Origin of the sequence: Phocaeicola coprocola, assembly GCF_041333015.1 — a bacterium.
GTDB lineage: Bacteria > Bacteroidota > Bacteroidia > Bacteroidales > Bacteroidaceae > Phocaeicola > Phocaeicola coprocola.
The window spans coordinates 517,728-541,114 of the sequence record NZ_JBGKGM010000001.1; the positions used below are offsets into that span (position 1 = coordinate 517,728).

Annotated in this window: 20 protein-coding genes, 1 tRNA gene and 2 pseudogenes; 9 read left to right on the forward strand and 14 right to left on the reverse strand. The window is 38.7% G+C overall.

Features of this window, described 5'->3' with window-relative positions; all coding sequences use genetic code 11:
- The first annotated feature begins 106 nt into the window (after positions 1 to 106).
- Positions 107 to 736 carry a ribonuclease H family protein gene (locus ACDG22_RS02145; RefSeq protein ID WP_270230527.1) on the forward strand — a complete coding sequence of 210 codons (630 nt, stop codon included), beginning with the start codon at positions 107 to 109 and terminating at the stop codon, positions 734 to 736.
- A gap of 9 nt (positions 737 to 745) precedes the next feature.
- On the opposite strand, the gene ACDG22_RS02150 is transcribed toward ACDG22_RS02145, so the two are convergent.
- On the reverse strand, positions 746 to 1,390 hold the full coding sequence (locus ACDG22_RS02150; protein WP_270230528.1) for an MFS transporter: 645 nt from the start codon (positions 1,388 to 1,390) through the stop codon (positions 746 to 748).
- An 8-nt stretch (positions 1,391 to 1,398) separates the two neighbouring features.
- Positions 1,399 to 2,079, reverse strand: a complete 681-nt coding sequence (locus ACDG22_RS02155) for a TolC family protein (RefSeq protein WP_177593606.1) — start codon at positions 2,077 to 2,079, stop codon at positions 1,399 to 1,401.
- A gap of 202 nt (positions 2,080 to 2,281) precedes the next feature.
- On the opposite strand from ACDG22_RS02155, the gene ACDG22_RS02160 reads away from it, so the two are divergent.
- Positions 2,282 to 3,085 carry a helix-turn-helix domain-containing protein gene (locus ACDG22_RS02160; RefSeq protein ID WP_177593608.1) on the forward strand — a complete coding sequence of 268 codons (804 nt, stop codon included), beginning with the start codon at positions 2,282 to 2,284 and terminating at the stop codon, positions 3,083 to 3,085.
- Positions 3,086 to 3,192: 107 nt separating this feature from the next.
- Complete coding sequence (locus ACDG22_RS02165) at positions 3,193 to 5,010, forward strand: LTA synthase family protein (protein WP_270669115.1); 1,818 nt, start codon at positions 3,193 to 3,195, stop codon at positions 5,008 to 5,010.
- Positions 5,011 to 5,210: 200 nt separating this feature from the next.
- On the opposite strand, the gene ACDG22_RS02170 is transcribed toward ACDG22_RS02165, so the two are convergent.
- Positions 5,211 to 5,858, reverse strand: coding sequence for a nitroreductase family protein (locus ACDG22_RS02170; RefSeq protein ID WP_022125788.1), 648 nt, complete (start codon positions 5,856 to 5,858; stop codon positions 5,211 to 5,213).
- A gap of 255 nt (positions 5,859 to 6,113) precedes the next feature.
- Complete coding sequence (gene pckA / locus ACDG22_RS02175) at positions 6,114 to 7,718, reverse strand: phosphoenolpyruvate carboxykinase (ATP) (protein ID WP_270230529.1); 1,605 nt, start codon at positions 7,716 to 7,718, stop codon at positions 6,114 to 6,116.
- Between the two features lie 338 nt (positions 7,719 to 8,056).
- Here pckA and upp point away from each other — a divergent pair, with 338 nt between their 5' ends.
- Positions 8,057 to 8,710: a uracil phosphoribosyltransferase gene (upp, locus tag ACDG22_RS02180; RefSeq protein WP_118485289.1), complete on the forward strand. Its 654-nt coding sequence runs from the start codon at positions 8,057 to 8,059 to the stop codon at positions 8,708 to 8,710.
- Between the two features lie 40 nt (positions 8,711 to 8,750).
- Here upp and ACDG22_RS02185 read toward each other — a convergent pair.
- The 4 genes and pseudogenes from ACDG22_RS02185 to ACDG22_RS02200 all read right to left on the reverse strand — a co-directional run.
- Positions 8,751 to 9,680: pseudogene (locus ACDG22_RS02185) on the reverse strand (GH92 family glycosyl hydrolase); the annotation flags it as partial.
- A 2-nt stretch (positions 9,681 to 9,682) separates the two neighbouring features.
- On the reverse strand, positions 9,683 to 10,456 hold the full coding sequence (locus ACDG22_RS02190; protein ID WP_370858849.1) for a basic secretory protein-like protein: 774 nt from the start codon (positions 10,454 to 10,456) through the stop codon (positions 9,683 to 9,685).
- Between the two features lie 40 nt (positions 10,457 to 10,496).
- Positions 10,497 to 11,414, reverse strand: a pseudogene (locus tag ACDG22_RS02195) (GH92 family glycosyl hydrolase); the annotation flags it as partial.
- A 341-nt stretch (positions 11,415 to 11,755) separates the two neighbouring features.
- Positions 11,756 to 13,888: a helix-turn-helix domain-containing protein gene (locus tag ACDG22_RS02200; protein ID WP_270673117.1), complete on the reverse strand. Its 2,133-nt coding sequence runs from the start codon at positions 13,886 to 13,888 to the stop codon at positions 11,756 to 11,758.
- Positions 13,889 to 14,258: 370 nt separating this feature from the next.
- Between ACDG22_RS02200 and ACDG22_RS02205 the strand changes: the two genes are divergently transcribed.
- The gene (locus tag ACDG22_RS02205) at positions 14,259 to 15,476 is read left to right on the forward strand and encodes a transposase (protein ID WP_007571179.1); all 1,218 of its coding nucleotides are present in this window, start codon (positions 14,259 to 14,261) and stop codon (positions 15,474 to 15,476) included.
- 13 nt (positions 15,477 to 15,489) lie between these two features.
- Here the strand turns inward: ACDG22_RS02205 and ACDG22_RS02210 are convergent, their stop codons facing one another.
- From ACDG22_RS02210 to ACDG22_RS02220, 3 genes are all read right to left on the reverse strand, one after another.
- Positions 15,490 to 16,146: a ligand-binding sensor domain-containing protein gene (locus ACDG22_RS02210; protein WP_270668887.1), complete on the reverse strand. Its 657-nt coding sequence runs from the start codon at positions 16,144 to 16,146 to the stop codon at positions 15,490 to 15,492.
- Positions 16,147 to 16,265: 119 nt separating this feature from the next.
- The gene (locus ACDG22_RS02215) at positions 16,266 to 17,276 is read right to left on the reverse strand and encodes a 2-oxoacid:ferredoxin oxidoreductase subunit beta (RefSeq protein WP_177593711.1); all 1,011 of its coding nucleotides are present in this window, start codon (positions 17,274 to 17,276) and stop codon (positions 16,266 to 16,268) included.
- Between the two features lie 3 nt (positions 17,277 to 17,279).
- Positions 17,280 to 19,133: a 2-oxoacid:acceptor oxidoreductase subunit alpha gene (locus ACDG22_RS02220; RefSeq protein WP_007567193.1), complete on the reverse strand. Its 1,854-nt coding sequence runs from the start codon at positions 19,131 to 19,133 to the stop codon at positions 17,280 to 17,282.
- Between the two features lie 283 nt (positions 19,134 to 19,416).
- Here ACDG22_RS02220 and ACDG22_RS02225 point away from each other — a divergent pair.
- Positions 19,417 to 19,488, forward strand: a tRNA-Arg gene (locus ACDG22_RS02225).
- Positions 19,489 to 19,585: 97 nt separating this feature from the next.
- A complete protein-coding gene (locus ACDG22_RS02230) occupies positions 19,586 to 20,929 on the forward strand; it encodes a phage integrase SAM-like domain-containing protein (RefSeq protein ID WP_149922852.1) in 1,344 nt (447 codons plus the stop codon).
- A gap of 388 nt (positions 20,930 to 21,317) precedes the next feature.
- On the opposite strand, the gene ACDG22_RS02235 is transcribed toward ACDG22_RS02230, so the two are convergent.
- From ACDG22_RS02235 to ACDG22_RS02245, 3 genes are read right to left on the reverse strand one after another with little or no spacing between them, the layout of a single operon-like run.
- Positions 21,318 to 21,575, reverse strand: coding sequence for a hypothetical protein (locus tag ACDG22_RS02235; RefSeq protein ID WP_016274541.1), 258 nt, complete (start codon positions 21,573 to 21,575; stop codon positions 21,318 to 21,320).
- Positions 21,575 to 21,787 (reverse strand): hypothetical protein, encoded by a 213-nt coding sequence (locus ACDG22_RS02240; protein WP_005850396.1) that lies wholly within the window; start codon positions 21,785 to 21,787, stop codon positions 21,575 to 21,577. Before ACDG22_RS02240 ends, ACDG22_RS02235 begins: the two co-directional genes overlap by 1 nt.
- Before the next feature lie 32 nt (positions 21,788 to 21,819).
- Positions 21,820 to 22,302, reverse strand: a complete 483-nt coding sequence (locus ACDG22_RS02245) for a helix-turn-helix domain-containing protein (RefSeq protein WP_270668886.1) — start codon at positions 22,300 to 22,302, stop codon at positions 21,820 to 21,822.
- Positions 22,303 to 22,474: 172 nt separating this feature from the next.
- On the opposite strand from ACDG22_RS02245, the gene ACDG22_RS02250 reads away from it, so the two are divergent.
- A complete protein-coding gene (locus ACDG22_RS02250; protein ID WP_005850392.1) occupies positions 22,475 to 22,720 on the forward strand; it encodes a hypothetical protein in 246 nt (81 codons plus the stop codon).
- Position 22,721: 1 nt separating this feature from the next.
- A complete protein-coding gene (locus ACDG22_RS02255; RefSeq protein WP_005850390.1) occupies positions 22,722 to 23,273 on the forward strand; it encodes a response regulator transcription factor in 552 nt (183 codons plus the stop codon).
- Positions 23,274 to 23,387: the final 114 nt, after the last annotated feature.

Consider the following 23,387-nt stretch of genomic DNA (forward strand, 5'->3'; position numbering starts at 1 on the left):
CACAATCTTTTATTCACCACGGATTATACAGACTTCTACACATATGTGTGAAACTTCTGCATAGTCTGTGGTGAATTGGTTTATTGATATCGCTATTATACAGATTATGGCAAAGCAGCAGAAATTTTATGTAGTATGGAAAGGAGTGGAACCAGGAATATATACATCGTGGACCGACTGTCAGCTACAAATTAAGAACTACAAAGGTGCTATTTATAAATCGTTCACTACACGTGAAGAGGCAGAACATGCTTTCGCTACTCCTGCTTATGTGTATCTGAAGAAAAGTCAGACAGCAACACACGAACCGGAAGAGAAAAAAATCCCTGAAAATTTCGATTTAAACTGTCTGGCCGTAGATGCTGCATGCAGCGGTAATCCAGGACCAATGGAGTACCGGGGAGTGTATTTACTTACCGGACAGGAAATTTTTCATTTTGGACCTATGTATGGCACAAATAATATCGGAGAATTCCTTGCTATTGTCCATGGTCTGGCGCTGATGAAACAAAAGGGGATAAACATGCCTATTTATTCTGATAGCCGCAATGCGTTGAACTGGGTGAAACAGAAGAAATGTAAAACAAAGCTGGAACGTACCGCGAAAACTGAAGAATTATTCCGACTTATCGAACGTGCAGAGAAATGGCTGAATGAGAATCAGTATACTACTCCACTGCGCAAATGGGAAACTGATTTATGGGGAGAAGTACCGGCTGATTTCGGCAGAAAATAACTTTCTGCCTTATTGTGCGGGTTGTGAACGCTTCAAAAGCTGAATATATCGGGGATGATTTCTTCTGACATATCGCAATAGTTTTCGCCAAACTTTCTGACTAAGTAAAAACAACAGGAATATGGTTCCCACAATACATACTGCACCAAACAGTTCTTTCAGACTGGTCAGAAGCGTCTGACGGGTAACTTCTTCATACAATTGCTGGATGGAAACATCAGGCATCCATTCTTTTACCAAATCCATTTTACGGCTTATCAGACCGATATTATCCTGCTGCATGTACTTCAGCCAGCGGTTTAATATGGCTGTACCCAAAGGAGTTGCAATGCTGGTGCGGATAAAGCTTAATGCACATAGTCCCTGAAAGAAATGTTCGAAAGGGACAGTCTTGGCTACATAGATGGTCAGCGATATATAAAGTATGCCGTGTCCTAGTCCTTTCAGAAAGTTGGGGATGTAAAGGCTTTCAATATTCAGGTTGGGATGGATAAGGAAATACATATAGTACTGATAAACTACTATCTGCATGAAGCCGACGGTAATAAGCAGTTTATAGCCTTTGCGCAGGACTACCTGGCGGTAGAATACAACTCCTGCACCTGCCAGTATTCCGATAAACACACACCAGTTCAGCGAAACGACATTCAGCATATCATATTTCAGTCAGGCTCTAAACCGACTGCTGTAGCCAGTTTATGGCTCAACACATCTATTTTATCTTTGACAGAAGTCAACGAAAGTTCCAGACTCTGAAGCTGAAGCTCATAACGGGTTATATCACTCTTCAGCGCCGTTCCCTGACGATAAGACGCCTTCATATCCTTTACCAGCAAGCGGGTTTGAGAAATATTGCTTTCGTAAACACGCTTCTGATTGTTTAACTGGAAAAGATCCAAATAATATCCAGCCAGAAGAAAACGAATATCCTGGCGGTTTTCTACATATTCCAGTTCTGCTTCCTTCTTTTGTAACTTGCTCCGTTCGATTCCTTTTGCCACAGCTCCTCCAGCATATATCACCTGACTTGCCTTCAGCACAAAAGAATTACCAAAATGAGGCATATCTGCATGTACTGCATGGGCGAAATTTCGATCGGTCATCACTCCGTCGCCTATATAGTTCAGTTCAACATGCGCCTGAATAGAAGGTAAACGATCATTGCAAGCTACTTTTACCCCTTGCTCGGCTTCAGATATTGCCAAATCGTACAACCGTATACGGTTATTATTCTGATCTGCCAACTGAAACATTTCATCGAGTGTCAATGAACGAGTCTGGGCTAACCCTTGCCCCAATAAACCTAAAAAAACAACACTAACTAATAATACTTTTTTTATCATATATTTTGTTTAGTCTTTATGCACATCAATACCAGACAAATAAATTCTCATTCCTATATCTGGTGTACAATAAAAGAATCACTATTCTTTTTGTCCTAAAAACTTACCTTACTTTTTTGTTATGCAAAAGTAAGTCTTTAATTTTGTTCCGAATTTGCACATTACGCAACAATATTATCAAAATAAGCCAAGTTTATTCCTGATGAATACAGAACAACAAGAATATATATCGCTAATAAGCCGTTCCACGCACGACGACATTCTTATCAAGAAAACCGGTTGGGAAGCAATCAATTTCCAGGAGCATGCGCATGAGAAATTCCAGATTATTTATACACTTTCCGGAACATTGCATGTAGAAACCGGAGGAGTAAACTATTTTGTTCCGGAAAAGCATATAGCATGGATTCCGGAAAAAGCCAGCCATAAGTTATCGAGCAACAGCCGGCAGGTTTCACTCATCATCTTTTATATTAATTTGAACATCACTCCTGATGATGGAAAAAACCGTTTCTCAATATATAGCACCAATGGTATTATAGCCGAAAACCTGAAGTTCATCGCATCAAAAGGGAAAGTCATTACACGCGGAAAGCAAACTGATCTATACAACTTTGCGTTAAGCTTTTTCAATTTACTTCCACAAATGACATTAGGGGCAGACTTTCTGCTGAAAACACTGGTTATTCCCAATGATTCACGCCTGCATCCTATACTGAACTACATAACAGAACACATACATGAAGACTTAAACATGGAACAGATAGCATCACAATATAACTTGTCAGTACGCAATTTAAGCCGGCTGTTTAATACATCAGGCATACACTTCAGCAGCTATGTAAACCATCTGCGTATTACACGTGCTATAGAACTCCTGACAGATGGAGATAATACGGTACAGGAAGTTGCTTACAAAGTAGGGTTCAATACTCCCAACAACTTCAACAGAGTATTTAAACAAGTAACTGGAAAATCACCCAAAACATACATTAAGGGAATCTGAAAATCGACGAAATAACAATTCGTACTGCATGTAAAGTGAATATAAATGAAAGAAGCCTCTCCACACTATAAAAATATGTATCTTTGTACTCACAAATTCAACAATATATGAAAAAAAGAATCGCGTACCTGATATTGGTCTTTGCAGTTATATTTATTTTCTTCATACTGCAAAAACCCTTTTTCATGCTTTATAATGATGCGCCCGGACGACTGGTTCCATTTAGCAGCTACTTGCAGGTAATGTTTCACGGAATGAGTCTCGACGCTGCTACTACAGGGTATCTTACTGCCATCCCATGGCTTACCATACTCATTAGTATATGGTTCAAGAAATTTCCTCTCCGTCAACTACTTGTAGGATACTACGCCATTGTCTGCCTACTGATTTCACTGATCTTTGTAGGCGACATGTGCCTCTACCCTTTTTGGAACTTCAAACTTGACGCCTCTGTCTTTTTGTATCTGGACTCTCCGAAAAATGCTATGGCAAGTGTATCTACCGGTTTTATTATACTACGGATACTTGTCATCCTGTTGCTTTCTGGATTTGTAACCTGGATACTTTATCGGATTACTCCCCGATATCTGCCTCCAGCCAACAGAAAAACAACTGGTACACTTGCCACAATTCTGCTGGGAGGAGTACTTTTTATCATCATACGTGGAGGAGTGAGTGAATCAACCTCCAACATCGGTCAGGTATATTTCTGCAACGATGAGTTTTTAAACCATTCTGCCGTAAATCCAGCTTTCAGCCTGATAGCTTCAGCCGGAAAAACAAAAAACTACTCAGAACAATTCAACTACTTCGATGAGACACACCGTAAGGAACTGTTCGATAATCTTTATCCTACCGGAGGAGAAAACACAGTAGAATTACTAAATACCAAACGTCCGGATATCCTGATTATCCTGATGGAAGGTTTCGGTGCCACCATGGTAGAATCGCTGGGAGGCGTGAAAGGCGCCAGCCCTAATATAGACCGTTTGTCAAAAGAAGGAATTTGGTTTACGCAATGCTATGCCAATAGCTTCCGGACAGACAGAGGAACGATTTGCACATTTAGCGGCTATCAGAGCTTTCCAGATCTATCGGTAATGAAAATACCAGCCAAGAGTCGTACATTGCCTTCTATCGCCGGGAAACTGGCAAAAGAAGGGTATCATACAGACTTTCTATATGGCGGTGATATTAATTTTACCAATATGAAAAGCTATCTGCTGGAAAGTGGATATCAGAACCTGACCGCTGATACCGATTTCCCCATGAGTCAGCACCAGAACGCTTGGGGAGTCAACGATGATATAACCTTCGATCATCTCTATCAGATGATAAAAGACCGAAGAGCCTCCCCCTGGCATACCGCTTTTCTTACTCTGAGCAGTCATGAACCTTTTGAAGTACCCTATCACCGGCTGAAGGAAAAGCAACCAAATGCTTTTGCTTTTACCGACCATTGCCTCGGAGAGTTCGTAGAGCGTATACGCAAAACTCCTGTTTGGAACAATCTGCTTATCGTTTGTCTGCCCGACCATGGATTCTATTATCCAGCCGAAGGAAACGGACACGACGCACGGATACATCATATTCCAATGCTCTGGCTAGGAGGAGCAGTCAAGCAACCGATGGTAATAAATCAAGTGATGAACCAAAGCGATCTGGCTGCGACCTTACTTGCTCAACTCGGCATCGACCACAGTGAATTTAACTTCAGCCGAAACATACTGAGTACAGCATATACTTATCCGTTTGCCTATTGGACATTTGGAGGAGGTTTTGCATTTGCCGACAGCACAGGAGTAACATTAGTAGACATTAATGCCGACCGCCCGATGCTGGAGATACCTTCACCTGATGAAAACCGAATCTTGCGTGGAAAGGCTATCCTACAAAGCTCCTACGATGATTTGGGAGAAAGGTAGCAGTATAAACATTATGTTTAACGGACATTGTTTCCTCAATTTAATCTCTGCAACAATAAACAAAAATAGCTCTGCCATCTCCAAAACAGGGGAAGTCAGAGCTATTTTTATTTGTAACATGAATAACTTATAGGCTTTTCACAGAATCCAAACTTCAGACATATTTCTTAGTTATACATGTTTCCCGATGTATCATTTCATTATTCCACGAATTTCACTTTTGCAGCTTCACGCGGTTTAGCAGCTGGAGCCTCATCAGGATAACCGAATCCTATGCAATACAGCAATTCATATCCTTCACTAAATCCTAATTTCTGCAAATATTCGGCAGCTTCAGGAGTCTTCATAAAACGAGCAGGACTTCCCAAACAGCAACTGCCAATACCCATAGACCATGCTGAAATCATCATATTTTCAGCAAGCAGACCACAATCGAAAGGAGAACTTTCCGATTTCGTATCATGACCGATGAACACCACTGTAGGAGCATTACGGAACATATTCTTGAATGCCGGATCTTCAGCTGCTTTCGGATTGGCTTTCTTATATAATTCTGTTACTCCATTGATATAATCAGCATTATCTACAACACGTACTTCCCAAGGTTGCTTATTCATTGCATTTGGAGCATTGATTCCGCATTCTACAATCGTTTGCATCTTTTCCCGCTCTACCGCCTGAGGTTTATACTGGCGAACACTACGACGTGTCATGATTGTTTCTACTACCTGATTTTTCAAGCTATCCTGTACAGGAGTTTCTGCCGGAGCCTGTTGCTGTGCTCCTCCTCCACATGCCATCAATGGCAATAATAACACAGCAAAAGCTGTTTGTTTTAAGTTTCTCATAAGCAATCTGTCTTATTTAAATTAGAAATTTTCTTTCCAGCGTTATTTTACGCAATATATCGATAAATCAACAGAAAAAATTGAAATTTATTTTCAATCTGGCATAAAAATAATTTTTTCTCCGCTATTTACACATATTTCTTTTAGAAAATTCAGAAGCACTACTCTATTTCATCATTCCACCAGATAAAAAAATAAGAGGATACTCTTTCGAGTACCCTCTTACGTTGGTTATTTTGTAACTTTATATTCAAATTACAATTTCGGACCAGCAGCAACCAAAGCCTTACCAGCTTCGTTTCCAGTGAACTTAGAGAAGTTCTTAATGAAACGACCAGCCAAGTCTTTTGCTTTTTCTTCCCACTGACAAGCACATTCGTAAGTGTCACGAGGATCCAAGATCTTCGGATCAACACCCGGCAATTCAGTTGGAACAACGAAATCGAAGTAAGGAATAGTCTTAGTAGGAGCTTTTTCGATAGAACCATCCAAGATAGCATCGATAATACCACGAGTATCGCGGATAGAGATACGCTTACCAGTACCATTCCAACCAGTGTTAACCAAATATGCTTTAGCACCAGTCATTTCCATCTTCTTAACCAATTCTTCTGCATATTTAGTTGGGTGCAATGACAAGAAAGCAGCACCGAAGCAAGCAGAGAATGTCGGAGTCGGTTCAGTGATACCACGTTCTGTACCAGCCAACTTAGCAGTAAATCCTGACAAGAAGTAGTACTGAGCCTGTTCTGGGTTCAGGATAGATACTGGAGGCAATACACCGAATGCATCAGCAGACAAGAAGATAACTTGTTTTGCGTGAGGACCCTTAGATACCGGTTTAACGATATTTTCGATGTGGTGGATAGGATAAGAAACACGAGTATTTTCTGTTACGCTCTTATCAGCGAAGTTGATTTTACCTTCAGCGTCAACAGTAACGTTTTCCAACAAAGCGTCACGTTTGATAGCGTTATAGATATCTGGTTCTGATTCTTTATCCAAGTTGATAACTTTAGCGTAGCAACCGCCTTCGTAGTTGAATACACCTTCGTTATCCCATCCGTGTTCGTCATCACCAATCAACTTACGTTTCGGGTCAGTAGACAAAGTTGTCTTACCTGTACCAGACAAACCGAAGAAGATAGCTGATTCAGTTTCGTCCATGTTAGTGTTAGCAGAGCAGTGCATTGAAGCGATACCACGCAATGGGTTGAAGTAGTTCATCATAGAGAACATACCTTTCTTCATTTCACCACCGTACCAAGTATTCAGGATAACCTGTTCTTTAGTAGTCAAGTTGAATACAACTGCAGTTTCTGAGTTCAGACCCAGTTCTTTGTAGTTTTCAACTTTAGCCTTAGAAGCGTTGTAAACAACGAAGTCAGGTTCGAATGATTCCAATTCTTCTTTAGAAGGACGGATGAACATGTTAGTTACGAAGTGAGCCTGCCATGCAACTTCCATGATAAAACGAACTTTCAAACGAGTAGCTTCGTTAGCACCGCAATAACCATCAACAACGAACAATTTCTTGTTTGACAATTCTTTTGCAGCCAAGTCTTTCAATACATTCCAAGTTTCTGTAGTAACAGGCTTGTTGTCGTTTTTATATTCTTCAGAAGTCCACCATACAGTATTTTCACTTGTAGCGTCTTTTACCAAGAATTTATCTTTAGGAGAACGACCAGTGTAGATACCAGTCATTACGTTTACTGCACCCAGTTCAGTTACCTGACCTTTTTCGAAGCCTTCCAAACCAGCTTTTGTTTCTTCTGCAAACAATACATCGTAAGAAGGATTGTGTACGATTTCTACGGTTCCAGTGATACCGTACTTAGTAAGATCTAAATTTGCCATTGTTCAAATGATTAATTTGGTTATTATATCAAATGTTTAGTTTTCCGTTTATACCATCCAATAGACCAGTGAGTTCAGTCCTCCTCGTCTTTGGCGATACAAAAGTAGTAGTTTATTTTTAAACTAAAGAAGTTATTACAGAAAAAAATCCGTAATAAACTAAAGATTTATACTTGTGTAACAAATCTGTCATTTCGACATTGCAACTACGAATATTACCACCTAGAATAATAAGTATAGTATTTAAATTGATAGATATCCATTCTTCCATATCTTTCATGAATTATCCGTATATTTGCGGCATAAACATGTAACAATCAAAAAAAGAGAAACAATCTATGAAAATTGTAGAACTGAACCGGAATAATAGTATTCTAAACCAGTATCTGGCAGAGATTCGCGATGTAAATATACAAGGTGACAGCCTGCGTTTCCGCCGCAATATCGAACGTGTCGGAGAAATCATGGCATACGAAATCAGCCGTGATCTTCCTTATCAACCGCTGGAGATACAGACACCTTTAGCCATGGCAACCGAAAACGTTCCTACTATACAGCCTGTCATTGCTACTATCCTGCGTGCCGGACTGCCGCTGCACCGGGGATTCATTAACTATTTCGACCGCGCTGAGAATGCTTTTGTTTCGGCTTATCGCAAATACATAGATGCCGACAATTTTGATATCCATATCGAGTACATTGCCTCTCCGCGTTTGGACGGAAAGACGCTGATTCTGGTAGACCCGATGCTGGCTACAGGTGGTTCAATGGAGCTCGCCTACAAAGCATTGCTTACTAAAGGTGAACCAGCACACATACATATAGCATCGGTTATTGCCAGCCGACAGGCAGTGGAACACGTACAGAAAGTATTTCCTCAGGACAAAACAACAGTATGGTGTGCAGCTGTAGATCCGGAATTGAACGCACACTCATACATCGTACCGGGACTAGGTGATGCCGGTGATTTGTGCTATGGAGAAAAAGAATAAGTCTTTTTAAGAAACAGTCAACTATCAAAACAAATTCCGGTTCTGCTTCAATCTGATATTTCGCAAGTTCCTGCTCCCACAAAGAAACACCTTTCTCGCGCAGACTATCGAAAGTCATTCCGTTCAGTTCTTGCAAATTCAAAGTTGCTCCGGCTGTACTGACAGCAGAAACAGCCGTCTTCACTATGATTTCTTCTCCTTCTGCTGCTTCAAAAGATATACATGCCATCAGATTCTTTCTCCAAGCTTCATAACAGCTTCTGAAACGAGATGTGTTGTAAATGACCGGTTTCTTATCTTGCATAAAACGCAAATTTTTCAGCTTCTTTGAAAACACGGCTGTAAAATATACATGGCGCTCCGGTCCCCAACCTTTCACAAGCTTATACCCTGTCAATGTAGAATCGTTTTCCATACGTAAATTCGACCATTCACAACTTTGCCACAAGGTATGGTTCATATCAATCATGATAAATGCCTGCTCCGATTTGGGATAGGTAAAGCGAAACATTCCACTCCGAAGACCAGCTGTCATTTCAGCTTTCACACCATAATCGGACAATTCTACAGCATAATAATTAGGTGATGCCCATTCTCTATCATGAGAATAACGAGAACGGTAACCTTCTGTAGGATTCTCACGTGTACCCGGATCAAGCTTCATCTCTCCTGTACCTGGAATAAACAGGAAGTCGCCCAAATCGGGAATCCCTGTTCCACTTAAATGCGTCAGACTAAATCCTAGAATAGAGGTATGATTATACTTATATCCAGCTGCTGCATCATAAAATTTTGCATCTGTGTCTGGACTAATCTGTATTCCTCCAAATGGTATCTGCGCTCCTGGATATACATTCCCATATCCATCTGTACCAATCATAGGATTGACATACTGAGTTAAGTTCTCTGCAGAAAGAGAAAACACCGGCAAAGAAACACATAGAAAGATTGTTTTCAGTATCTTTTTCATAATCAATGATTTTCTGTTTCTTGAATATCGCCAACTGCAACTTGATATTCATACCACAAGTCATCTATATCATACTGCTCTCCTAAAGCATATTTTATAGCCCCGTTAAATGACCAAGGAACAACCTCAAGTGTACTTCGATTAAACTTACGAAGAAAGTCTTTATCTTTATTATCTCTTAACCATACAAAAAAGTATCCGGCAGTACGATAACCATCCATATAGTTTCCACCTTTAGGACGAGCATCCGGAGTAAAACCTCCATTGGCAACACGTACTGCATCAGCCATTCCCTCTATAAAAGCCCAGAAAACACGACTGCTTCCATAATTACCTATCCCTTGAGGCTCCAGCTGATATGCATGAGTCAATTCGTGTAACAAAACACCCCTTGTTTCAAAAAACAGCTTAGCAGTATCATTTGCTGCAAATGAGTTTTCAATATGACGAGTACTATAAAAAATGCTCACAACGCCATTACCTCCTCCTTTTGCAGAAATACCCTCTATATCCTGCAAAGAATAATGAATTGTATCAACCGGAACAATACTGTCAGCCGGAGAATCATATAATGTAGCAAGTACTGTACGTGCCTGATCTGCAATATACTCCTGAGGATTAGTTATTATACGATGATAAACTTTTGATCCTTCTGTCTCTGGAGCCTGATCATCAAATACAATATGCCCAACCGGATAATCTTTCCAGACCTCCATTGTCTCTTTTTCAGTCATCACATTTTTCTTGTTCCCCGTACAAGCCGATATACCACTCATTCCTAATATTATACCAGCTAATAACAATTGTGCTTTCATACTATTTGATTCCGTTTGTTAATGAATAAGGCTTATTTTCTGCTTTTTGTCCTCTTTTCTTGTTGGGTGAGGTTCCCATCTTAAACTCCCAGACTCCTCCTTTCAACAAATCTGCATGAGTAATATATAATTTGTCATATTTCTTGCCGTTAATAGTAAGTGACTGAACATAACGTCGGGTATCGCTCACTCCTTCAGCTTTAATTTCCAAAATGTTTCCATTAGGTAAACGCAGTTTGAGATAAGGGAAATATGGAGCTCCTAATACATACTGATCTGTTCCCGGACATACTGGATAAAATCCCATTACCGTAAACATATACCAGGCAGACATCTGACCACAATCATCATTTCCTCCCAACCCGTTTATATCATTACGATACATACGGTCGATTATCTCACGAGTCCAAAATTGAGTTTTCCAAGGTTGTGATGTCCAAGCGTATAAGTAAGGTATATGATGACTTGGTTCATTACCATGCACATATCCGCCAATCAGCCCTTCTTCCGTAATATCTTCATTCTTTTCATAATATTTTTTAGGAAGATGCATTTCAAAAAGCTCATCCAAACGAGTTAGAAAAACTTTTTCACCTCCCATTAAATCCATGATACCATAGACATCATGTGGTACATGGAAAGAAAAATTCCAGGAATTACCTTCGATAAAACCCTCTCCATGTGTTTGCAGAGGATCAAAATCTTTTTTGAAGCTACCGTCAGTATAACGCGGACAGGCAAAGCCATTTTTCTTATCAAAGACATTACGATAATTCAATGCACGTGCATAATACTGCTTAGCAATTTCTTCATTACCTGCTCTTAAAGCAGTCTGATAAATAGTCCAGTCATCATATGCAAATTCCAATGTAGAGGAAACAACTGTACTACTCTTTTCAAAAGGAATATATCCCAACTGTTGAGAGAAAGCCGGAGTAAAGATTAAACCGGCGAGCAAACAAAAATGTATTTTTCGAAGCATATAAAATTAAGATTTAAGCCAATATCCTATATGTAAAAGTAATAATAGATAACTATATTTTTTTCCTCTTTAAAGACATTCTTTCTCCCTAAATCAAAATGTCCTAATAAAGAATCATATTCAAAATACAGAACAATATTACAATCTGATTTACAGCATATTAAAATTACAATAAAACATTTAGAGAACAAAGTAGAAAAAGCAGAAAACAGATTTAAGAACAGGCAAGCACAAGAAAAAGGAATACTTATAACACCATATAAGTATTCCTTTTATAGTTATGATTCACTTTCAGTCAATGTTCCTGCCTTATGATGTGCACGATAATTTTTCGGAGTAGTCCCATATTTATCTGCAAACTCCTTATAAAAATACGGACGACTAGAAATACCAATACTTTCTATTACCTCCTGAATAGACATATCAGTTTCCAACAGAAGTTGAGCAGCCTTTTCCATACGGTATTTCTTTATAAAATCACTAGGAGTAATTCCTGATAAATCTTTAAACTTCCGAGAAAATTGACGAGGACTTATATGCATCCTTTCAGCCAAGAAAGTTGGTCCCAGCTCCTCTTTATCCAAATTCTCTTCTATTATCTCGATGATTCTTTGTATAAATGTAATCTGTTCAGGCTGATTACAATAAGGAAAAAATGCTACCCAGTTTCCTAAAGCACTTGCTTTCACCAATAAGTTTTCCTGCTGAATTTCTCCCAATCCTTTCGATACAGCCCATGCTCGCGCCAAACGTTCAAAGAATCCTTTCCTATGCAGTTTACAAATATACCCTGCCAAACAAAGAATTATCAAAAGGACAAGAGTCAAATATGCCCATATCGTATGATACCAGAAAGGAGCAATTTTAATAGCAACAGAATACTCCTTATAGACAGTATCCAATACGTCTTTCTTATACCGTATACGAAGTAAATACTCCCCAAGGGGAACATTTTTAAACATAGCCTCATTTTCTTTAGAAAAAAGACTCCATTTTTCATCATATCCCTCTAAAATATAAGCATATTCAATATCTGAATTAAGATAATCCAATGCTACAAATTGTAAAGAAAACGTATTCTGTTCTTCAGAAAGCAGAATCTGTTTTCTGTCTGCCGAATAAAACCTGTTAAGGTTAACTTCCTCACGATCAATAATCAGCTTACGAAGAATTACTTCAGGATAATATTCCGGAATAGAAGACTGACTATCATTCATATACAATAGTCCATCTACTCCTCCTAAAAAAAGATCTCCATTATAGGGACTACGATAATAGCTATCATCACTAAACTCTCCTATTTCAATCCCCTTGCTATAATAATACGTATAAGATCCACCACTAACAGGGTCATATTTTATCATTCCTTTATTTGTACCCATCCATAATATTCCAGCATCGTCTTTTACAATGCCGTGTACCATCTCATTAACCAGTCCTTGTTCGCGACCAATGTATGAAGGCACAATATTTCTGCCATTAATTGCAACAGAAACCAAACCGGCTGTAGTACCAACAAAAAAGTGATTGTTATCATATTCACACAAACACAAGACATCATCTACAGCTTTTCCCAGCATCGTACGCAAGGAATACACCTGATACTCATATTTTCGAATATCAAACCGAACTAACCCTTGTCCACGACTTCCCAGCCATAAAATAGAATCACCTTGTACCCATAAAGAAGAATATTCTACAAGTTCTTTCTGTTCTGCAAAACAACGGAAACGTCTGAATCTTTTGATCTCCGGAATTTCATGTGATTTATCTAGCACAACCTTAATAAGACCTGAGCCAAGCGTTACTACCCAAAGAACAGAATCATTTTCCTCATATAAGCCATGTATTTCTGCCGGATAACGTATAGAGCCTCCCACACGTATCAGTTTATCAGACTGATAAGAATAATAATACAATAACGAATCGGACATTCCCACCCAAAAATCATCTCCTTGAGTCTTTTTCTTCAGCATAAATACCGGATAGAAATTAGGTCCGCGCACATAATCAGTCAAAGCCCATTTTCCTTTAGGTGAATAAACTGAAAGAGTTTTAAGATCAATCTCTTTTTGATAATCAGGTATACGTATCAGACCGTCTCCCTTAGTTCCAACCCACAATGTACCGTAACGATCGGTCATAATACCTCTAACCTGCCCACTTACAGATGAAGACATGCGATTTAGCATTAAATTCGTAACCAGAGCATCTCTTTTAGTAAACTTCACTACACCGGCTCCATCTGTCCCCATCCATAAAATCCCTTGCTGATTATCTGTATAAGCTGAAAATATACGCAAATCTACACGTATCAAATCTTCTGTATATTGCTGAGAAGCCATCAGACGAAGGATACCACCCGTATGAAGAGTTATCAGAATATCATCATAAAAAGGAAATACGTTCATGAAGTTACCATACTTTCTATATAGTTCCCCTACATTACGAATATATACTTTAGACTTCTTGGAAACATCATACAAATACAAATCATCTGCTTCGTCAATGAAACAAATAACCCCGCTTTGAATAAAAGTCTTTTTTATAACCTCAATACTTCGGTAAATTTTTACCGAAAAATTAAAAGTTAAACAATAAAACCGGCAAAAGTCGGTTCGGAAACACTAAAGAGGTCATTGAAATGTTGTCTAAAACGAATGGTTAAGCATGAAGAAATGTGCTGAAAAAATGTGCTAACCTGCTGATAATAAAGGTAAAAAAGTATTGCATAATTCGCTGGTTTTTTAGTAAATTAGAAGTCTCTCAACTCTTCTGATTATGACTAAAGAAACACTCCTTATGCAATACCAATCCGAGTGCCTGTCGGCTCTCAAATCAGTAGCGAATATACAAAAACCTTTTGAAAAAACGTTCATGGACACCATGAAATTATTCATGGCCATCCCGGATCGTATAAACTTCCTCCAATTGGGCAGATATGGCTGTTTCTCAGAACAGACTTATCGTAACCTTTTTGAGCATGAAACTTTCGACTGGTTTGCGTTCAACGGCTCTATCATCAGCAAGCATCTCACAGGCAAAAGAAAAGCCATCGCCATCGATCCTTCCTATATTCCCAAATCAGGCAAGAAGACACCTTGGATAGGTTACTTCTGGTCCGGTTGTGCAGGAGAATACAAGCGTGGACTGGAAATCATGGGCATCGGTGTCATTGACATCGACAATCATGAATGCATGACTTTAGGTTCCATTCAGACGCCGGATTGTAAGACCTTGGATAATATGGACAAGAGCCTCGTTGACTGGTACAGCAGCTATCTTATCAGTAGAAAAGACAAGCTACAGAGCCTGTCCAGAACGGTGGTTGCAGACGCATTCTTTTCCAAGGAAACATTCATAACACCTATGTGTGAGAACGATTTCCATGTCATCAGCCGCTTTCGGAATGACGTAATCCTGTACTATCCGACATTGGAGCAGAAAACAGGAAAACGTGGTCATCCCAAGTGGTTTGACGGCAGGATTGACTTTGCCAATCTGGATTTGACCCGGTGCAAGGAATACGAGGTGAACAAAGGAAAGCTATACGGATTGAGGGTATATGCAAAAGCTCTCAAAAGGTATGTTTCCTTAGCCGTCTGGTATCCGATGGACGGGAGGACAGACAAGTGGCAGCTTTACTTCTCTACAGACGATTCCATGGATGGACGTGAGGTGCTGGATTATTACAGAACCAGGTTCCAACTGGAATTTTGCTTTAGAGATGGCAAGCAGCATGCAGGAATCACCAACTGCCAGTCAACCGACTTCAGGAAGTTGGATTTTCACTTCAATGCATCGCTCGCAGCTGTCAACTTGGCCAAAGCGGCATGTAAGAGGCTCGGAATAGCCTATTCCATATCCTCTTGCAAGTCATTCATACACAATGCTTATATGCTTGAACGATTTATTTGCGTGTTCGGGATTAACCCAGACATGCAAGTTATTGACAAACTTTTCAAAGAACTCATTTTATTTACTGCCAGAGCCGCTTAGGCTTGGCGAATTTTTAACGAACTATTATAACCTTGGAATGTAAAGGTGAAGATGTAACATCCAAACTTGTCTGCAAAGAATCAGCAGAAAAAGAACTCAATGAAAAATGAATCATCTTAGTATCATTAACTGGTACTATATGAAGTCCACCTTGTCCATCTACATAAGCACTTTGTTGAAGGTTCTCCAAATTTAAACTCATTGCACCGGCCTTCACAAAGCAACGATGATATGTATTATAATAATACAAATTCCGCTTTCCAACAATCCAGCTGTCACCTTTCCGATTAGAAAATACAATAACTTCTTCATCTGGAAATACATAATTATCGATAACAGATAAAGAATCTGTAGAAAATAAGTTTACTCCAGAATAGCTTTGCACCCATAATTTGTCATCTGAAGCAATCTGAATACGAGAAATAATGTTATTATCTAATGTTAGGCCCTTGGAAAAATCAGTACGAAATACATCTATCGTTCTACCATCATAACAGTTTAATCCATCGTAGGTACCGAACCACATCAATCCCTGATTATCCTGTAAGATGCTTAAAACTGCGCTATTTGAGAGTCCTTGTAAATGGTTTATTGTAAAAGAAGAATAAGAACTAGAAGCCAGCATAACCTGAAAGCATGCTATCAAGAAACTTGCCAGATAGATTTTCATATTACTGATGCTTCTTATCATAATTCTACTTTATAAGATATAATACAAAAATTTGGATAAATAAAAACAAAAAAAATAAGGAGCCCCATAATATTGACTCCTTATTTTTTTCTTCCGCTTTATTTTATTTCCCAAGTATCATTGGTTGCAAGCAATTCAGCAAAATTATGATATTTCTTTTTCGCAGAAACTTCTTCTATTTGTGCTTCGACAGATTCATCATATGTAGGCGCTTCTACATCACGAATAACTCCCAATGCAATCGGGAAATCAGGCCCTTCCATCAAAGCCAGTTTCAACTGAAGTGTATGATCTTCACAATGAGCATCATGTACTAGAATATCTTTTTCCGTAATTCCATTTTCACCCAGTTTAACGACTTTCAATCCGAAACCTTCCTGCATTAATCCAAACTCTTTATTCGGACCGAAAAGCATAGGTTTACCGTGTTCCAGATAAATGGCATTGCGTTCACGATCTTCTTTTTTAGCGACAGCATCATGAGTACCATCATTAAATATCACACAGTTTTGAAGAACCTCCACTACCGATGTTCCCTTATGACGAGCTGCTACTTTCAATACTTCTACTGACGGACCTCCATCTACAGCGACACAACGGGCAAAAAAGCGTCCACGCGCGCCAAAGCATAATTCTGCTGGACGGAACGGATCTTCTACTGTACCGTATGGTGACGACTTACTGACAAAACCTCGAGCTGATGTAGGAGAATACTGCCCCTTGGTAAGTCCATAAATACGATTATTCAGTAATATAATATTAATATCTACATTACGACGGATAGCATGAATAAAATGATTACCTCCAATAGCCAGTCCGTCACCATCTCCTGAAATCTGCCAGATAGTAAGATTTGGATTAGCGACTTTAGCACCTGTGGCAATAGCTGCCGCACGTCCATGAATCGTATGCATACCATATGTATTCATATAATAAGGCAGACGAGACGAACATCCAATACCAGAAATAACTGCAATTTCATGGGGAGAAACTCCTAATTCTGCAAGTGCCTTATGAAAGGAATTCAAAAATGCGTGATCACCGCATCCGGGACACCAGCGCGGTTGTCCTGCCTTATAATCTGCTGCTGTATATTTTGTTTCGCTCATTGTCTATTCCTCCATTAATTTAGTAAATGCTTCAACCAGTTCTTGTACAACAAAAGGTTGTCCCTTTACCTGATTAAACTGATGCAAATGAATACCTTCTATCTTCATTCTCAGATAACCTGCCAGCTGTCCCATATTCTGCTCTGCAACAACGATCTTTTTATATCGACGAAGAACTTCTTCTGTATTCTTAGGCAACGGATTGATGAACTTAAAATGAGCTAAAGCAGCTTTCTTTCCACGTCTGTTCAGCTCATCCATAGCCGAATGCAAATGACCGTATGTTCCACCAAAACCTACAATCAGTAAATCTACATCCTGATTTCCTTCTACCTTCAAATCAGGTATAGAATCAGCAATCTTAGCCACTTTCTCAGCACGCAGACGCGTCATCAGGTTATGATTTTCCGGATCTGTTGAGATAGCTCCCGTTTCATTACTTTTTTCCAATCCTCCGATACGGTGCATAAATCCTTCCATACCTGGAGTAGCCCAATAACGTACGCCTGTCTGTGGATTACGCTGGAAAGGTGTCCAGGCCCCAGCCATGTCAGGTGTTACATAAGGAGGACGAATATCAGGATATTCAGCTAAGTCAGGCAAACGCCATGCTGCCGAACCGTTTGCAATATATGCATCAGTCAACAAAACAACAGGAGTCATATGTTCCAATGCTATTTTACATGCCATATAGGCTGCATCAAAACAATCTGTAGGTGAGGATGCAGCAATAACAGGCATCGGGCTTTCACCATTTCTTCCATACAAAGCCTGTAATAAATCCGTCTGTTCTGATTTAGTAGGTAGTCCGGTAGAAGGTCCTCCACGCTGTACATCAACGATTACTAAAGGTAATTCAGTAATTACAGCCAGATTCATAGCTTCACTCTTCAGACAAACTCCAGGTCCGGAGGTGGTTGTTACAGCCAAAGCTCCGGCAAAAGCAGCACCAACAGCCGAAGCACATCCTGCTATTTCATCTTCACACTGAACCGTTTTTACTCCCAATGATTTATGTTTTGCCAATTCATGTAAGATATCTGTCGCAGGAGTAATAGGATATGATCCCAGGTAAAGCTGCAATCCAGCCTTTTCTGCAGCAGCAATAAGCCCGTAAGCCGTAGCTTTATTGCCATTAATATCCATGTAACGTCCTTTTTCTTTTTGAGCTTTACTAGGAACCAGATAGCTCATCGCAACTGAAGCATGCGTGTTTTCTCCAAAATGATAACCATCGTATAAAACCTTCACATTAGCTTCTGCAATCTCCGGCTTTCTCGCAAATTTCTCACGAAGTAACTTTTCACCTACCTTTACATCACGATGGAAAAGCCAGCACACTAAACCTAATGCGAACATGTTTTTGGTACGCATAATAGACTTATTGTCCAACCCACTATCCTTCAGGCTTTCTTTACACATTGTCGTAATGGCAGCTTCCACTACCTCATTCTTAATACCAAGCTCTGAAAAAGGATTTTCCAATACAAACTGAGCTTTTTCCAGGTCACGCTTTGTAAACGAGTCTGTATCAATTATAATAACCGATTGAGGCTTACAAAATTTATACTGAGTTTTCAATGCTGCAGGATTCATTGCAACCAACACATCGCATTTATCTCCTGGAGTATATACTTTCCCAGAACCTATATGTACCTGAAATCCAGAAACACCTGTTAATGTACCTTGCGGAGCCCGGATATCGGCCGGATAATCTGGAAATGTACTGATATCATTTCCCTCGGCAGCTGATATATTGGAAAACATATTTCCCGCCAGCTGCATACCGTCGCCTGAATCACCAGAGAAGCGAACAACTACATCATCCAGCTCCTTGATTATCATTTCTTCTGCCATAATATGTCATTTAAAGTTTACAAATTCATTAATCGCAAAATTGGCGAACTTCCTTTAAAAATCAAAATAAAAAAGGTAGTTATTTCATTTGTAAAGGAAGCTCTCAAGTTTTTTAAACAAAATTATTGGGATATTCCGAAAAAGAAGTATTTTTGCAATCAACTTGCCCTTGTAGTTCAACGGATAGAATAGAAGTTTCCTAAAGAGTAACCGATTTTTCAGCCCAATCTATCCTTTGAATGATAGGCAATAGTTCTTTGAAAATTTGTGCAAATCTGCATAAGCCCTTGTAGTTCAACGGATAGAACGTCGGTTTCCTAAACCGAAAATATGGGTTCGATTCCCATCGGGGGTACAAAATGACAGATTTTGGTAGTGATCGTGTTACCGCATAATCCGCATAAGTGAGGTACTTTTGCAGTAAATAGTTCTACAAATATTCTACAAAAGTTATGGCAACATTTAAAGCGGAGGTTTACGCCCATCAAAAAAAGAAGGACGGAACCTATAATATTAAGATACGTGTAACACACAACGGAGAAAAGCGATACCTGGCTACACCTTATTTTATATATAAGGAAGATATTACCCAGAAAACCTTTAAAATCAAAAATCAGCATTACATAGATCTTACTGATGAAATGATAAGGACGTATCGTAAACGTTTGGATCGTTGGGGTGAAAGGCAAACCAGTATGACTATGGAGCAAATTATCAGAATCATTACTACCGATAATGAGAATGAAAAATTTGATCTTGATATTGCAGCCTACACCTGGAAGGAAATAAAACGAATGAAAGAAACAGGACATGGAGGTAATGCAGATACCTATATATGTGCTGTTAGATCATTGGTTAAGTTTGTTGGTCGGGAAAAGGTTATGTTATCCGAAATAACAGCTAAGTTTTTGCAAAATTGGGCTGATTGGATAAACAAACAGCCAAATGTAACAAGGGGGTATGTAACTCACAACTATTTAAATAGGATGAGGGCTATATACAACAGAGCGAAAAAAGAGTTCAACGATGAGGATGCTGGAGTTATCCGAATACCTTATTCCCCTTTTTCTCACATTGATTTCCCGAAACTTCCGGCAACGAGAAAGCGAGCTTTGACGGTTGAGCAAATACAAGCTATTGCAAATTTGGAATATACTAAGATACTCCAGCCCGGTACTAATAGATTCAATTTTGCAAAAGATGTGTTCTTGCTGAGCTTTGGTTTAATTGGCATGAATGCTATAGACTTATATAATTGTACAGATTATAGGAACGGACGTATTACATACCAAAGAATAAAAACCAAAGAAAGGCGCATTGATAAAGCTGAAATCTCAATCAAAGTAGAACCAGAATACCAAGCTCTTGTAGATAAATATCGGGATCCTACAGGAAAAAGGGTATTCAGGTTTTATACGATGTATGCAGATGTAAATACTTTCAGTACGGCTCTAAACAAGGGGTTAAAGAAAGTAGGAAAGTTAGTTGGTGTAGATGATTTGGAGTTTTACGCAGCTCGGCACTCATGGGCTACTATAGCTTTAAATGATGCAGGAGTAGATAAATACACCGTACATACTTCTCTTAATCATGTTGATGATAGTATGAGGGTAACGGACATCTACATAAAAAAATCATGGGATCCTATAGATCAAGCGAACAGGAAAGTAATTAACCTGGTGAATATAAATATCAGCGAAACTAAGGAGCCTATAAATGAAAAAGTACAAAGAAAACTATTTTGCTTAAGCAATTTGCTTAGGCAAAATGAAGATGATACAACAGCACACCAATAAAGTGTAATTTGTTGGTGTATAATGCTTTGCGTTTTTCTTAAGCAAAATGCCTAAGCAATTTGGTTAAGCAATTTGCCTAAGCAAAAAGGTAAGCAAAATGTTATTTTTGCTTGAAGATTTGCCTAAGCAAATTGCTTAAGCAAAATTTGTTGTGTCCGTATGTCTGCATATCAAACCACTAATATATAACTGATTATCAGTTTGTTATAGCGCAAACGGCTTTTGTGATGATTTGCACAAAAAACACTTTTGCTTAAGCAAATTGCCTAAGCAAAACTTAAACGGGGGTATATATATAATATAATAATAAGATTATATATTAATAATAGAGTATATATAGGGGATTGTTAAGGGGAAAAGAAAAAGCGACACTGTTTAAAGTATCGCTTTATTTTTCTAACATCTTACCTTTTCCAGTAAGAAGCCATTTTGCGCTAACACCATATTCAGTAATCAAAGGAACCAGCCAAAATGGTTGTAGTAAGTTTCGTGTAGGATCTTTACGAAGTAACTCCATATTTCGCCTATCTACACCGTTGGGATCACAATAGCTTCTCACGCTTTTTATCTTACCCATTGCCACAAGAGCATCAAAGGCTTCAAAGAAACGGTTTGCAATAGGTCTGTTAGCTTCTGCATTATTCATTATCTTAGAATTTGGTACTTCAAAAAATCAACTTCATTTTTCAAATTCACCAGGTAATCTGTAGGCTCATTATTAACCTTTGCTTTATCAATCGCTTTAAGAAGGCAATCTTGAACACTGAAAATGCTATCTACGTTTACGGGTAAACCTACTGTATAAGCCAAGAATTGCTCTCTGTACAATTCTATTACAAGTTTGCTATAATCTTCCATACTCTAATATTTAATCTGTTTAAAGCCAAATACTATACGGCATCTGCACATTTTGCAACATCTTCCTGCTGGGCATTCATTTTTTTGCTTACCTCTAACAATGCTTCGAGGCGACCTATTTCTCTATTTAACCGTTCTATCTCTTTTTCTTTCTCGGTAATCATAGAATAGGGTGCTATCAGCTTCTCGTTCATTAGCTGTATTAGCTGCCTGGAAAAAGCGTCTGCACCAGCAAACAGAATATCTGTAGATACTTCCATTTTTTCAGTCTGTGAATGTTGTTTTGGCGCAATGGTTTTAGGCTTATTTTCTATCGGCTTTATCTCTTCTATATTATTGGTAATATAACTGCAAATATTACCAAATTTCTTTTCTAATATTTCAATTTTGACGGGTGGTAAATCCCTTCTGCCATTCTCTACGTTGGCAATAAAGCTCTGCCCACATGAAAGAAGTTGAGCTAATTCTTTCTGTGTGATTTCTTTTTCTTTCCTAAGTCTTTTTAAATCAATCATTTATTGACTTTTTAAAATATAACATGATAATATTCCTTGAAATATTACTAAAATATTACGAGATTTATTTGGTAATATTACCAATGTTACATATATTTGCAACGTAATAAAAGTAATAACACCACAAATATAGGCAAAATAACCTATAGGAGTGATAATATTTCAAATGAAAATGAGCGAATTAACAGAAAAAGACTATCCTACTTTTACGCAAATGTATAAGAATTTGCCCGAAAGAAGTAGTATCAAAGCTCCTAAAACTGAATTTGTAGAAAAGGTGGCTAAGATTACTAAGAAGTCCGTAAAAACCGTGCGGTGTTGGATCGCTGGAACACAAAAGCCGGATGCGTTGGCGCAATCTGTTTTAGAGAAAGAGTTTAAAGTTCCTGCCAAGTATTTATTCCCTGAAGCATCGTAATATGAAACCTATCGAATTTTACACCACACCAGAAGGCGAAGTTACTATGCGTCCTTTAGGTGAAGCGGAAAGGCAACTTAGAGAAAGTGATACTGAGTTTATCCAGGCTTTCTTGGAAATACTGAGAGAATTTTATACTGAGGCTTATACGGCTTTAATGGAAATTTACTCAAAGAGTTCTGAAAATAAGCGTTACCGTGATTTTTTGGCTGTACGGAGATTTATAAAGTGCAACTTTGGTCTATACGATAATGTGATAGATATTGATGAGAACTGGAATTTCCGTTTTGAATTTGTCGGGTGTCCTCTACGTGGCGAGTGTAAAAGCGATAAGATCATTTGCGCCCCCAAATTTAATTCAAAGCTATCGGATAGACAGCTTGAAGTGATGAGGCTGCTTTATGAAGGCAAATCAGATTCAGAAATAGCAGACAAATTATTTATCTCTTTGAATACCGTTAATAATCACCGAAAAAACAGTTTTAGAAAAGTCGGTGTACACTCGTTCCCTGAGTTTATGCGGTATGCTATGCAAAACAACTTATTCAAATAACAATAATGCAACATTGATATGAGTTCGGACACGTTTTTAAATTTGGTTGGTTGCTCCATATTCGGTGCTTTAGGGGTTACTTGCTTGATATGTGCTATTGCGTTCTCAGCTTCG